11 protein-coding genes and 1 pseudogene are annotated in these 12,843 nt (G+C 68.7%); 2 read left to right on the plus strand and 10 right to left on the minus strand.

Annotated elements, in window-relative coordinates; genetic code table 11:
* Positions 1 to 152: 152 nt before the first annotated feature.
* Positions 153 to 998: a chitosanase gene (locus M4V62_RS10175; protein ID WP_249586920.1), complete on the plus strand. Its 846-nt coding sequence runs from the start codon at positions 153 to 155 to the stop codon at positions 996 to 998.
* A gap of 113 nt (positions 999 to 1,111) precedes the next feature.
* On the plus strand, positions 1,112 to 1,756 hold the full coding sequence (locus M4V62_RS10180; RefSeq protein ID WP_249586921.1) for a LysE family translocator: 645 nt from the start codon (positions 1,112 to 1,114) through the stop codon (positions 1,754 to 1,756).
* Positions 1,757 to 3,539: 1,783 nt separating this feature from the next.
* On the opposite strand, the pseudogene M4V62_RS10185 reads toward M4V62_RS10180, so the two are convergent.
* From M4V62_RS10185 to M4V62_RS10235, 10 genes and pseudogenes are all read right to left on the minus strand, one after another.
* Positions 3,540 to 3,746: pseudogene (locus M4V62_RS10185) on the minus strand (hypothetical protein); the annotation flags it as partial.
* Positions 3,747 to 3,981: 235 nt separating this feature from the next.
* Positions 3,982 to 5,199 (minus strand): MFS transporter, encoded by a 1,218-nt coding sequence (locus tag M4V62_RS10195; protein WP_249586922.1) that lies wholly within the window; start codon positions 5,197 to 5,199, stop codon positions 3,982 to 3,984.
* A 343-nt stretch (positions 5,200 to 5,542) separates the two neighbouring features.
* Positions 5,543 to 6,946: a nucleobase:cation symporter-2 family protein gene (locus M4V62_RS10200; protein ID WP_249586923.1), complete on the minus strand. Its 1,404-nt coding sequence runs from the start codon at positions 6,944 to 6,946 to the stop codon at positions 5,543 to 5,545.
* Between the two features lie 314 nt (positions 6,947 to 7,260).
* Positions 7,261 to 8,649: an 8-oxoguanine deaminase gene (locus M4V62_RS10205; protein ID WP_249586924.1), complete on the minus strand. Its 1,389-nt coding sequence runs from the start codon at positions 8,647 to 8,649 to the stop codon at positions 7,261 to 7,263.
* Positions 8,650 to 8,697: 48 nt separating this feature from the next.
* Positions 8,698 to 10,110, minus strand: a complete 1,413-nt coding sequence (locus tag M4V62_RS10210) for a nucleobase:cation symporter-2 family protein (protein WP_249586925.1) — start codon at positions 10,108 to 10,110, stop codon at positions 8,698 to 8,700.
* 67 nt (positions 10,111 to 10,177) lie between these two features.
* A complete protein-coding gene (pucL, locus tag M4V62_RS10215; protein ID WP_249586926.1) occupies positions 10,178 to 11,101 on the minus strand; it encodes a factor-independent urate hydroxylase in 924 nt (307 codons plus the stop codon).
* 5 nt (positions 11,102 to 11,106) lie between these two features.
* Positions 11,107 to 11,496: a hydroxyisourate hydrolase gene (gene uraH, locus M4V62_RS10220; protein WP_249586927.1), complete on the minus strand. Its 390-nt coding sequence runs from the start codon at positions 11,494 to 11,496 to the stop codon at positions 11,107 to 11,109.
* A complete protein-coding gene (gene uraD, locus M4V62_RS10225) occupies positions 11,496 to 12,008 on the minus strand; it encodes a 2-oxo-4-hydroxy-4-carboxy-5-ureidoimidazoline decarboxylase (protein WP_249586928.1) in 513 nt (170 codons plus the stop codon). Before uraD ends, uraH begins: the two co-directional genes overlap by 1 nt.
* 157 nt (positions 12,009 to 12,165) lie before the next feature.
* Positions 12,166 to 12,534, minus strand: a complete 369-nt coding sequence (locus M4V62_RS10230) for a helix-turn-helix domain-containing protein (protein ID WP_249586929.1) — start codon at positions 12,532 to 12,534, stop codon at positions 12,166 to 12,168.
* On the minus strand, positions 12,531 to 12,791 hold the full coding sequence (locus tag M4V62_RS10235) for a YkoF family thiamine-binding protein (protein ID WP_249586930.1): 261 nt from the start codon (positions 12,789 to 12,791) through the stop codon (positions 12,531 to 12,533). The genes M4V62_RS10230 and M4V62_RS10235 overlap by 4 nt, the downstream gene beginning before the upstream one ends.
* Positions 12,792 to 12,843: the final 52 nt, after the last annotated feature.

Below are 12,843 nucleotides of genomic sequence, written 5' to 3' on the forward strand. Positions count from 1 at the left end.
TCCAAGATCGCCAACTCGCCCTCCCTCGACGGGTATACGTCACCCTCAATCTCTGGTAGGAAACCTTCCTAACAGTACGAGGAAGAACCCAAGCGTCATCGGATCGACCCGGATCGGCCCGGATCGACGAACTCCCCCACCTTGGAGGCCCCGTGCCCACCCCCCATCGCGCCCCCACGCCCCGCATCCACACCTCACGCCGCACCCTGCTCGCCTTCATCGGCGCCTCACTCGTGGCGGGCCCGGTCATCGCGTCCCAGACGGCAGGCGCCGCCCCCACCCCCAGGGCGGGCGGGCTCGACGATCCGGCGAAGAAGGAGATCGCCATGAAGATCGTCTGCAGCGCCGAGAACTCCGACCTCAACTGGAAGGACTACTACCGCTACTGCGAGGACATAGGCGACGGCCGCGGCTACACCGCCGGGATCATCGGCTTCTGCTCCGGCACCGGCGACATGCTGGACCTCGTCGAGCTCTACACCCAGCGCAAGCCGAGCAACGTCCTCGCCAAGTACCTCCCCGCACTGCGCGAGGTGGACGGAACCGACTCCCACGAGGGTCTCGACCCCAACTACAAGCGTGACTGGGAGAAGGCCGCCGAGGACCCCGAGTTCCAGAAGGCGCAGAACGACGAGCGCGACCGTGTCTACTTCAACCCGGCCGTCAAGCAGGGCAAGGCGGATGGCATCGGTGTCCTCGGGCAGTTCGCGTACTACGACGCGATCGTCATGCACGGCGACGGCGGCGACAGCACCAGCTTCCGCAACATCCGTAAGCGCGCGCTGCGTTCGGCCAAGCCGCCGGCCCAGGGCGGTGACGAGGTGACGTACCTCAACGCCTTCCTCGACGCGCGCGTCTGGGCGATGAAGCAGGAGGAGGCGCACGAGGACACCAGCCGCGTCGACACGGCTCAGCGGGTGTTCCTGCGGAAGGGCAACCTGAACCTGAACACGCCGCTGGAGTGGAAGGTGTACGGGGACCCGTACCGCATCGGCTGAGCCGTCCGCGTCGGCGCGGGGCCCCACACCCCGCGCCGATGTAGCAACGCTTACGCGATGCATGAAGAATTCTTTGCTGGTGCTGAAGGGTATGGCCGTCCGATCCTTGGTCAATGATCGGAATGAACGCGGCACTCGGCGTCACGGTGGTCTCCCTCGGCATGGTGCTCACGCCGGGACCGAACATGATGTACCTCGTCTCGCGGACCATCACCCAGGGCAGGCGCGCCGGAGCGATCTCCCTGGCCGGGGTCGCCGTCGGTTTCATCGTCTATCTGACGGCGGCCAACCTGGGCCTGTCCCTGGTCTTTCTCGCGGTCCCCCAGCTGTACACGGCCGTGAAGCTGGCGGGTGCGGCCTACTTGGCGTGGCTGGCCTGGAAGGCGCTCAAGCCGGGCGGCACATCGGTCTTCGCCCACCAGGAGCTGGCCCCGGACTCGCCCCGGCGTCTCTTCACCATGGGGGTCCTGACGAACCTCCTGAACCCGAAGGTCGCCATCATGTACGTCTCGCTGATACCGCAGTTCATCGACCCGGCGTCCGGCAACACCCTCATGCAGGGCTTCGTGCTCGGCAGCATCCAGATCTCCGTCAGCCTGGGGGTGAACCTCGCCATCGTCATGGCGGCGGGCACCATCGCGGTGTTCCTGGCACGCAGGCCGACCTGGCTGCGGGTGCAGCGGTATGTGATGGGTACGGTGCTCGGCGCCCTGGCGGTCAAACTGGCCACGGACCGGGCGCCGGCCGCGGCGGCGTGAGGAACAGGGGGGTGGCTTTGCTGGGCCGGTGGCTTTGACTTGTTGCCGGGGCCGCCCGGTTGTCCCGAGGTTGGCGGTTCCGGGCCGGGAGTAAAGGGCGCTCCTGCGTCGCGTCGGCTGCGCCGATTCCGCTTCGCTCCACCCTTGACACCCAACCCTCCACCGCGCGAGGGAAGACGACCGGACGGCCCGGGGGGCGGGACTCTCGACCACTCCCGTCGGGCCATCACCCTCTCGCTGCCGGGTGCGGCCCGGCTCATTGCGGGTGACCCTCACGCGGACAGAGGCCGGGCGCCCGGTCCGCAGCCGCTCCGGGAAGCGGCACCGGCTCGTCAAGCGACCGTCGACCGGATCTTCCGGCGTGACCGCCACACCGAGAAGGGCGGCGCCCGGTCCGCGACCACTTCGGGAATGGGTGCCGGTCTCGTCAAGCGACTGCGGGCTGGTTCCTCCGGTGTGGCCGTCACGCGGAGAAGGGGCGGGCGCCCGGTCCGCGTCCGCTCCGGGAAGCGGCACCGGCTCGTCAAGCGGCCATCGGTCGGATCTCCTGGGGCGGCCGTCAGCGGTACGGGTGGGTGCCTGGGCCGCAGCCGCTTCCGGGGAGGGGGGCCGGTCTCGTCAGACGACAGCCGACCGGGTCTTCCGCCCGTGGCCGTCACGGGGTGAGGCGCGCGGGCGGTCGGGGGTGAGGCCGTTCTTGCCGAGCGGGCTGCCGCCGGGCGCTGGGAAGGGGTTCTGTAGGCGGGGCGGGGAGCCGATTGCAGGAAAGTGCCACGCCAGCCCGTGTATTGGAGGCACATGGGTGGGAATTTTCTGCAATCCGCTCGCTCGGGGCGTCCCCTGCCCCCCTTCGGGGTCGGCTCCCCGCGGAACCATGCGTGATGCCCTCACCACTCGCCACCGATACCTCGGTGCAGAGGCTCATCAAGGCGATCCGGATGGTGTGGCGCACCTACTTTCGCAAAGTTGTGTTCTGGCAGAAGGGGGGCGCACGCATTGCGCAACGCGCCTTCTCGAAATTAGGTGCCGGACCCCCACCCCCTCGGAGCCGACCGACCCACGTCAGCCGCGACCTGCACACCCCCACCGCCACCAGTCGCCAGGCGCTCGACCACCCCGCACCCACCAGCAGGCCCTCGCCCACCCCACCCCTGACGACCACCCCGGAAGATCCGGTCGACAGTCGCCTGACGAGACCGGCACCCACCCCCGGAGCGGACGCGGACCAGGCGCCCGCCCGTCCCCCTGGCGGCCACGCCGGAAGAACCAGGCCGCAGCCGCTTGACGAGACCGGGCCCCTCCCCGAAGCGGACGCGGACCGGGCGGCTCCCCTTTCTCCCCGTGACGGCCGCCCCGGAAGATCCGGTCGGCAGCCGCTTGACGAGATCGGCACCCCCCACCGGAGCGGCTGCGGACCGGGCGCCCGCCCCTGTCCGCGTGAGGGGCACCCGCAATGAGACGGTCCGCACCCGGCAGTGAAAGGGTGATGGCCCGACGGGAGTGGTCGAGAGTCCCACCCCGTGGCCGCCCGGTCATATCGCTTCGCGCGGTGGAGGGACGGGTGTCAAGGGTGGAGCGCAGCGCAATCGGCGCAGCCGACGCGACGAAGGAGCGCCCTTGACACCCGGCCCGGAACCGCCAACCTCGGGACAACCGGGCGGCCCCGGCAACAAGTCAAAGCCACCGGCCCAGCAAAGCCACCCGCCCGTATCCACGCACTACCGGAGCCCAACTCCCCCTCAGAGTCGTACAGTTGAGGGGCAAGCGGCGGGCCGCTCTCCGCCCGGCCTGACACCCGGCCATGTGTCTCCGCGTTCGCCGCGAGCTCGGCGACGATCTGTGCCGCCGTATCGGAGAGTTCGCAGCCGTAGAGCACGCCCCACTCGTCGAGTTGATATCGCACCAGACGCCTTGCCAGGCGGGCGCCTCGGGCGAGCAGGGCCGGCGATTTCCGCCACCTCGCTTCGTCGACCGGGCCGAGGTCAGGCAACGCAACGGGGCCTCGCGTCGTGGTTCCGCCGCTGGGCAGATCTCGAACAGGAGGCACCGAACTTACGCTGGAAGACTCAGTGAGCCTGCTGCACCGGATTCGAGGAGCATGATGAGCACCCCCGAACTGTCCTGATTCAAGAGCAGCTACAGCAGTGGCGGCGACGGCGACTGCCTAGAAGTAAGAACCCCGAGGGCCCCAACTCGCCCTCGCCCCCCCGCCGCCTGGCAGGACTTCACCACCTACGCCGCCGACGAAGCACAGGCAAAGGCACAGCAACCGTCACCGCAGCCAGCACCGCCGCAATCCCCCCAAGGGCCATCACCACGGACGTGGACACCGCGTCCACCACCACGCCTCCCGCCAGCGCACCGAACGCGAACGTCGCCTGGAACGACGACGTGAACACCACGGACGCGGCCTCGGGCGCACCCGGCGCCGCCGTCACGAACCACGTCTGCGAGCAGACCGGCACGGCCCCGTACGCGACACCCCAGACCAGGAGCAGCGCGAGCGCGCCGGACTTGCCCGTGCCGAGAACGGGCATCAGCAGCGTCGCGGCGGCGAGCAGGCACGCGGCCACCATGAACGTGACGCGCGGCTCGCGCCTCACCCACGCGCCAGCGATGAAGTTGCCGGCGATGCCCGCAGCGCCGTATGCCAGGAGGAATACGGTGATGAGCTGCGGGCCCGCATGCGTCACGTCCGCCAGGAAGGGGGTGACGTACGTGTACGTACCGAAGTGCGCCGTCACGATGAGGAACGTCACGACCAGGCCAACCCTGACGCGGGGCATGCCGAGCAAGTCGCGGAGAACAGTCAGCCGGGTGACACTCTTCGGCGGCAGCGACGGCACGGACACCACCAGCGCGGCGAGTACGGCCAGCGTCAGGACGCCCATCACCGCGAACACCACGCGCCAGCCCGCGAGTTGACCCAGCAGAGTGCCTGCCGGTACGCCGAGTACCGAACCCAGCGGGACCGCGGAGAAGATCACGGCGGTCGCCCGCCCTGCCTGCGCCTCGGGGACCAGGCGGGCCGCGAGACCCGACCCGATGGACCAGAAGGCGCCGATGACGAGTCCGACGAGGATGCGGGAGACGAGCATCAGCCAGTAGCCGGGCGCGAGCGCCGCGAGGAAGTTCGCGAGGGCGAGCACCAGGATCAGGGCGCAGAGCATGCGGCGCCGGTCGACGCGGCCGGTCGTGACCGTCACGGTCGGTGCGGCGACGGCCGCGAGGATGCCGGGCAGGGTCATCATCAGGCCGGCTGTGCCGTCCGAGATGGCGAAGGTGTCGCCGATGGGAGTGAGAAGGCCGATCGGCAGGATCTCGGTGGTGACGATGGAGAAGATCCCCAACGTCACGGCGATGACGGCCGGCCAGCCGCTGAACCGCGAGCGGGCAAAGGCGGAGGCGCCGGCGGACGAGGGGGACGTGAGAGGTACGGGCATGCGTCCGAGTTCAGCAGCGCCACCCGGCCCCGGTCTGGCACGAATCCGACGCCAATGTTCCGCACGAGAGGCAAGCCTCCCCACCGCCCCCCACCGCCTTAGTACGTGCGTGCGGCCGTCGTGCGTATGGCCCTTCGGAGGGTTGGGGATGCGATGGCGTCCGGCCGGGAACCGTGAGGGGGCGCCATGACGCAGGTGAGGTCGGCTGCGGAGGCGGGGCATGCCCGGTACACCGACCGGCTTGGTGTGGAACGAGGCCACCGGCGAGAAGGCCGCCTCCTGGAGCAGCGCTCCAGGAGGCGGCCTGAGCCAGCAATCCCCCCATGGGAGGGGACGATTCAAGTCAGTGGGCCCCCGCTGCGGCAGACCCTTCGTGCACCCTCTGTTCAGCGATTTCTCCCCCGGGCTCCATCGGGTTGGTCACTTCGTCGTCCTCACCCCGCTTGCCGATGTGGTTGAAGACGAGGTTCAGGAGGACCGCCGCGACACAGCCCGTGGAGATGCCCGAGTCGAGGATGATGTTCGCGGTCTCCGGGAACGCGTGGTAGAACTTCGGCGCCGCGATCGGGATGAGGCCGACGGCCAGTGAGACGGCCACGATCAGGACGTTGTTGTCCCGCTCCAGGTTCGCCTTGACCAGCGTCTGGATGCCGCTCGCCGCGACCGAGCCGAAGAGGACGACACCCGCGCCGCCGAGCACCGGACGCGGTACGACGGCGATGAGCGAGGCGGCCATCGGGCACAGGCCCATCAGGACCAGGAAACCGCCGCCCGCGGCGACGACGTACCGGCTGCGGATCTTCGTCATCGCGACCAGGCCGATGTTCTGCGCGAACGCGCTGCACATGAAGCCGTTGAAGAGCGGGCTGACCGCCGAGCCGAGGCAGTCGGCGCGCAGACCGGCCGCGATGGTCTTCTCGTCGGCGGGGCGCTCCACGATCTCGCCGAGAGCGAGCATGTCGGCCGTCGACTCCGTCATCGAGACGACCATGACGACACAGAGGGAGACGATCGCCGCCGCCGCGAACTGCGGGGCACCGAAGTGGAACGGCGTCGGGAAGCCGACGATGTCCGCGTCGCCCACCGGGCTGAAGTCCGTGACGCCGAACGGGATCGCGATGACCGTGCCGACGACGAGACCGAGGAGCACCGCGATCTGCTTGACGAAGCCCGTGGTGAAGCGGCGCAGGAGCAGGACGATCACCAGGGTGATGCCCGCAAGGCCGAGGTTCTTCATCGAGCCGTAGTCGTCGGCGCCCGGCACGGGCCCTTGCGCCCAGCCGAAGGCGACCGGCATGAGCGAGATGCCGATGAGCGTGATGACCGTGCCGGTCACCACCGGCGGGAAGAAGCGCACCAGCTTGGAGAAGAAGGGGGCCGCGATGAAGCCGAGGACACCCGCGACGATCACCGCCCCGAAGATGATCGGGAGAGCGTCGTCCTTGTCCTTGGTCGAGTCGACGACCGCGAGCATGGGGGCGACACCGGCGAAGGTGACGCCGTTGACGAAGGGCAGTCGGGCGCCGATCTTCCAGATGCCGAGCGTCTGGAGGAACGTGGCGAGGCCCGCGGTGAACAGACAGGCGCCGGTCAGGAAGGTGAGTTCCTTCGCGGAGAGGCCGATGGCCGCGCCCACGATGAGCGGCGGGGCGACGACGCCCGCGTACATGGCCGCCACGTGCTGGAGGCCGGTCGTCGCCATCTTGAGCGGGGGGAGCTTCTGGTCGACGGGGTGGATCTCTTGCATGGCTATGGCGCTTTCGCCGTCGGCCTCTGATGGGTCTGGGGTGGTGCCTTGCTTGGTGAACCTGGGCTGAGTGGCCACTGTGGCTCCTCCGGTTGTTTTCCAGTACGGGCCGCATTGCCGGCACTTTTCGCTTCTGGGAGGTGGTGCGTGGTGCAAGGACTTGCTCGGTATGAAGTTGTGGGTGGTGCGCCCAGGTAGTACTGACCGCCCCGGGAACGTGAAGCTTTGGGCCACGTTCCGGGGCGGCACTTGAGCAACCCGCTCGGCTGCTCAAGTCCGGTCAAGGGCCGTCCCCCCTGACCGGAGTTCTTGGGTCAGGCCTCCGCGGCGATCCGCGCGAGGCGCTGCGCCTCGTCCCGCGCGGAGCGGGCGATGGCGTCCTCGTCGACGTTCAGCAGTCGGCTGTTCTCGACGACCGGCTTGCCGTTGACGAGGGAGAGCGTGACCGGGGCCGCCGCGCCGAAGACGATGGCGGTCACCGGGTCGGCGATCGAGGAGTGCCCGATGCCGTCGATCTTCCAGAGGACCAGGTCGGCGAGCTTGCCCGGCTCGAGCGACCCGATCTGCGTGGCGCGGCCCAGGACTTGCGCGCCGCCGAAGGTGCCGAGGCGCAGCGCCTGGCGTGCGTTCAGGGCGGCTTCGCGGTGTGCGCCGAGGCGGTTGATGAGCAGTGCGTTGCGCAGCTCGGTGTGGAGTTCGCCGGACTCGTTGGACGCGGTGCCGTCGACACCGAGGCCGACCGGGACGCCCGCCTTGAGCATGTCGGGGACGCGGGCGATGCCTGCCGCCAGACGCGCGTTGGAGGACGGGCAGTGCGCGACGCCCGTTCCGGTGCGGGCGAACGCGGCGATGTCGGAGTCGTTCATGTGGACGCAGTGCGCCATCCACACGTCGTCACCGAGCCAGCCGGTCGACTCGAAGTAGTCGGTGGGGCCCATGCCGAAGAGCTCGTGGCAGAACTTCTCCTCCTCGACCGTCTCGCTGCCGTGGGTGTGCAGGCGTACGCCCTTGGCGCGCGCCAACTCGGCGCCCTGCTTCATGAGTTCGGTGGAGACCGAGAACGGGGAGCAGGGGGCGACGGCGACCTGGGTCATCGCGTCGAAGGAGGCGTCGTGGTGCTTGTCGACGGTCTCGGCGGTCGCGGCGAGCGCGCCTTCGAGGGTCTCGACGGCGAAGTCCGGCGGCAGGCCGCCGTCCTTCTCGCTCCGGTCCATCGAACCGCGGGCGAGGGTGAAGCGGACACCCATGTCGCTCGCGGCGCCGATGATGGCACCGGACAGGTCACCGGAGTTCTTGGGGAAGACGTAGTGGTGGTCCATCGCGGTGGTGACACCGCCGCGGGCCATCATGCCGAGCGAACCCTGGGCCGCCGCCTTCACCATCTGCTCGTCGATGCGCGCCCAGGTCGGGTAGAGCGCGACGAGCCAGTTGAAGAGGTTGTGGTCGGTGGCGAGGCCGCGGGTGATCCACTGGTAGAAGTGGTGGTGCGTGTTGACCAGGCCGGGGGTCACGAGGTGACCGGTCCCGTCCACGCGGCGTACGACGTTCTGAAGGCCCTCGGGGGCCTTTCCCGCGCCGATGGACTCGATCTTGTTGCCCGCGACGACGACGTGTCCCGATGCGTACTCGGTGTCGTCGGCGTCGACGGTCGCGATCGCGCAGTTCTCGATGACGATGCGCTGCAGGTCTGCCGGTGCTGCCATGGTGCTTCTTCCTTCTGTTACGGGTGCTGAAGTGGGCACGGCATGACCCTAGGAAGATTTGAGTGCCGCGGCCGCGGGGCTGCGGGTGCCGAGATGGTTGAAGAACAGGTTGAGCAGGACCGCGGTCAGCGCTCCCGCACTGATTCCGGAGCCCAGGACGGTCTGCGCCCAGGCCGGGAATTCGGCGTAGAAGGTGGGCGCGGCGAGCGGGATGATGCCCGCTCCGAGCGCGACGGCCACCAGGATGATGTTGGAGCTGTCGTCCAGGCCCGCCTCGGAGAGCGTACGGATGCCGCTCACGGCGATGGAGCCGAAGAGGACGATGCCCGCGCCGCCGAGGACCGGCATCGGTACGAGGCTGACGACCGCGCCGAGCATCGGGAAGGCGCCGAGCACGATGAGGGCGCCGCCCGCGACGGCCACTACATAGCGGCTGCGGACACGTGTCAAGGAGACGACACCGACGTTCTGCGCGAAGGCCGAGGTGGGGAAGCCGCCGAAGACCGGGCCCACCAGGGTCGCGATGCCGTCGGTGCGCAGGCCGCGGGTGATGGTCCTTCCGTCGCTCTTGCGGTCGCAGATCTCGCCGAGGGCGAGCATGCCGGCCGACGACTCGGTCATCAGGACCAGCATCACGATGCAGAGCGAGAGGATCGCGGCGGGCTGGAACTCCGGGGCGCCGAAGGCGAAGGGCGTGGGGAGGGCTGCGACCGGCGCGGACTTGAGGGCGCCGAAGTCTGCCATCCCGAACGGGATCGCGGCGAGCGTGCCGATCAACATGCCCAGGAGCAGGGCGACTTGCTTGAGGAAGCCGCGTCCGAACCGCTGGAAGAAGAGGATCACGACGAGCGTGAAGGCGGCGAGCGCGAGGTACTTCATGGCGCCGAAGTCGGCGGCGGTCTTGTCGCCGCCCTGCGCCCAGGTGACGGGCACGGGCATCAGCGTCACGCCGATGAGGGTGATGACGACGCCGGTGACGAGCGGCGGGAAGAAGCGCAGGAGGCGCCCGAAGAACGGGCCGACCGCGAGGCAGAAGACGCCCGCGACCATCACCGCGCCGTAGATGGCCGGGAGTTGATGACCTGTGGCGCTGTTCTCGGCGATGGCGAGGATGGGTGCGATGCCCGCGGATGACGCGGCGTTCACGAAGGGGAGCCGGTTGCCGACGAAGCCCTTGACGCCGAGCGTCTGGAGGATCGTGGCGAGTCCGGCGATCAGCAGGCTCGCGGCGATGAGGCGTGTCTGCGCGACCGTGTCCAGGCCGACGGCCTGGCCGATGATCAGCGGCGGAGTGACGACACCCGCGTACATGGCGGCGATGTGCTGGAGCGCGGCGGGGACCAGCCGCGAGGGGTGAAGCTTCTCATCCACCGGATGACAGGCGGGAGTTGACTCGCCGTCGGCTATGTCCGATGGGGTGGAACACGGGCCCTTCTCAGACCCTTTTGCAGGCTGTGCCATTGCTGCTGTTCCCTCCGGTGTGGCGCGCCCCCGTCCGCTGCGGACGGGCGGGGGCGCGCGTCCCGCGTCAGAGGTTGGTCATGTCGACCGGGATCTTCGGCTGGACCCCGTCCCTGAGAACCGTGGCCTCGATGAGGCCGTAGGGGCGGTCCGCCGCGAAGTAGACCTCGTTGTCGTTCTTCAGCCCGAAGGGCTCGAGGTCCACCAGGAAGTGGTGGTTGTTCGGCAGCGAGAAGCGGATCTCGTCGATCTCGCTCCGGCTGTTGATGACGCGCGAACCCATTTGGTAGAGGGTCTGCTGCAGCGAGAGGGAGTACGTCTCGGCGAAGGCCTGGAGGATGTGCTTCTTGGCCTGGTCGTACGACTTCTCCCAGTTGGGCATCCGGTCGGCGTCGCTGGTCCAGTTGTAACGCCAGGCGGCGGCGACGTCGGTGCACAGGATGCGGTCGTACGCCTCCTTCAGCGTCGTGTACTTGTCCTTGACGTAGCCCCAGAACTCCGAGTTGGTGGAGTTCATGACCGTGAGGTCCTTGAGCCCGGAGATGATCTCCCAGTTCTCGCCGTCGAAGGTGATCTGCGTGGTGCGCAGTTCCTGGCCCTTGCGGGCGAAGGAGTGGTTGACCTCGTCCGAGCCGATGAACCTGGAGTTGTTGTCCGAGGTCGCGATGCGCTCCCAGGTGTACTCCTGGATGCGGATCCGCGCGACCTTGATCGGCTCCTGCGTGGTGACGAAGTGCCGGGCGAGGTGGATGCCGAACTGCTCGGCGGACTCGATGCCGAACTCCTTGGCGAACGCGTACACCGTGTTCTTGGTGGTGTCCGTCGGCAGGACGTTGGCGTTCGAGCCGGAGTAGTGCACGTCGTCCATGTCGCCGGAGAGGGCGACCGAGACGTTCAGGTCCTTGATGTGGTGGGTGTCGCCGTCCCGCGTGATCTTGACGACGCGGTTCTCTGCTTTGCCGTACTGGTTCTGGCCGAGAATCGTGGGCATGTCTGCTAGCTCCCTCGGTAAACGGAGTAGCCGAACGGGTTGAGCAGCAGCGGTACGTGATAGTGCTCGCCCGGGTTGACGGCGAACGTGATCGCCACCTCCGGGAAGAACGCACCGCTGTCCCTTACGCGGGGGGCGTCCTGCTGCGCCTCGGCTTGCTTCTTCGTGAAGTACTCCTCGACCTCGAAGTCGAGTCGTACGTGGGTGGTGCCTTCCGGCAGCGCCGGCAGGTCCTTGCAGCGCCCGTCCGCGTCGGTCGCGGAGCCGCCGAGTGCCACCCACTCGGCGTCACGGCCACTGCGGGCGGTGAGCGAGATGGCGACGCCCTCGGCGGGGCGTCCGACGCTGGTGTCCAGGATGTGCGTGGACACCGAGGCGGTGGTGTCAGTGCTCATCAGTCGTTGTCCTCTTCTACGAGACGGGTCAGCCGGATTCGGTTGATCTTCCCGAGTTCGGTGCGCACGATCTCGCGCTCCTGCTCGGCGGTGTTGCCGATCCGGGTCTTCACCGCATCGCGCATCTGCTCACCGGTCGCGCCGGTGGCGCAGATCAGAAAGACATGACCGAACTTCTCCTGGTAGGCCAGGTTCAGTTCGAGCATCTCGGCCTTGAGCTCCTCGGAGGCCCCCGCCATGCCGCGCTGTTCGCGGGACGACGTGGGGTCCCCGGGCTTCGGGCGGCCGATCGGCGGGTGCCCTGCCATCGCCTCGGCCAGATCCTCGTCGGTCAGCTCGGCCATGGCGGCGTCGCTTGCGGCGAAGAGGGCTTCGACAGTGGGGAACGGGCGCTGGGAGAGCAGTTTGCTTCCCCAGGCCGATGAGGCGCAGGCCTCGTGGAGGGCGGCGGTGGCCGCACTCTCCGTCAAGGCGTTGAACCGGGCTGGGCCCGGCGTCGAGCTCGAAGTCACGGGTGCCTCCGTGGCCATACGGCCTTGTGCTGGACGGGCTGCGGATAGCTAACGCCAGCCGAAACACCACGTCAACACTTTGTTGAAAACTTCGGGTAACAAAGGCCGCCGTCCGGTTAACGGACGACGGCCTTCAGGGGTGCTCTGACCTGGGACGTCAGGTGGACCGGTTGAGATAGTTGTAGACAGTGAAGCGCGAGACGCCCAGCGCGCCGGCCACCGTCTCCACTCCGTGCCGCACGGCGAAGGCGCCTCGCGCCTCGAGTATCCGTACGACCTCCTGCTTGGCCTTGCGGTCAAGATCGGACAGGGGCACCCCGCGCTTGCGCTCGAGCGCGAGCAGGATGTGGTCGAGGGAGTCCGCGAGCTGCGGCAGGCGTACGGCGAGCACGTCCTCGCCCTGCCAGGCGAGGACGACGTCGTCGGTGCCCGCCTCGTCGGGCGGCACGATCTCGCCGCCCATGGCGTCCACGAGCGGCTTGACGGCGGCCACAAAGGAGCCGCGGTCGTCTCTGGGGCCGGTCATTCGATGGCCTCCCCCGACTCTCCGAGCACGTTCACCTGGAGCGAGACGCGCGTGGCGCCCGCCTCCAGGGCCTTGCGCAGCAGGGCGTCGACGGCGGTCAGGACCTCGTCGGCGCCACCTTCCGCGGTATTGCCGAAGGGGCCGACGTCCACGGCGTCGAGCTCGGCCCCCTGGATGACGTCACGGGCCACCACCGCATGGGCGGGCGCCTCGTCCAGGTCGAAGGGTTCGGTCGTGAACTCCACTCTCAATCGCACGCGCACAACCTACTGCCGCGTGGTGATTTTCCGGCAGCCCCCTCTTGACAAG

It is taken from the genome of Streptomyces durmitorensis (genome assembly GCF_023498005.1).
Classification (GTDB): domain Bacteria; phylum Actinomycetota; class Actinomycetes; order Streptomycetales; family Streptomycetaceae; genus Streptomyces; species Streptomyces durmitorensis.

Excerpts from the sequence above, each read along its gene's own strand:
- M4V62_RS10180 (WP_249586921.1), top strand. The coding sequence starts at position 1,112 with ATGATCGGAATGAACGCGGCACTCGGCGTCACGGTGGTCTCCCTCGGC.
- M4V62_RS10195 (WP_249586922.1), bottom strand. The coding sequence starts at position 5,199 with ATGCCCGTACCTCTCACGTCCCCCTCGTCCGCCGGCGCCTCCGCCTTT.
- M4V62_RS10200 (WP_249586923.1), bottom strand. The coding sequence starts at position 6,946 with ATGCAAGAGATCCACCCCGTCGACCAGAAGCTCCCCCCGCTCAAGATG.
- M4V62_RS10205 (WP_249586924.1), bottom strand. The coding sequence starts at position 8,649 with ATGGCAGCACCGGCAGACCTGCAGCGCATCGTCATCGAGAACTGCGCG.
- M4V62_RS10210 (WP_249586925.1), bottom strand. The coding sequence starts at position 10,110 with ATGGCACAGCCTGCAAAAGGGTCTGAGAAGGGCCCGTGTTCCACCCCA.
- pucL (WP_249586926.1), bottom strand. The coding sequence starts at position 11,101 with ATGCCCACGATTCTCGGCCAGAACCAGTACGGCAAAGCAGAGAACCGC.
- uraH (WP_249586927.1), bottom strand. The coding sequence starts at position 11,496 with ATGAGCACTGACACCACCGCCTCGGTGTCCACGCACATCCTGGACACC.
- M4V62_RS10230 (WP_249586929.1), bottom strand. The coding sequence starts at position 12,534 with ATGACCGGCCCCAGAGACGACCGCGGCTCCTTTGTGGCCGCCGTCAAG.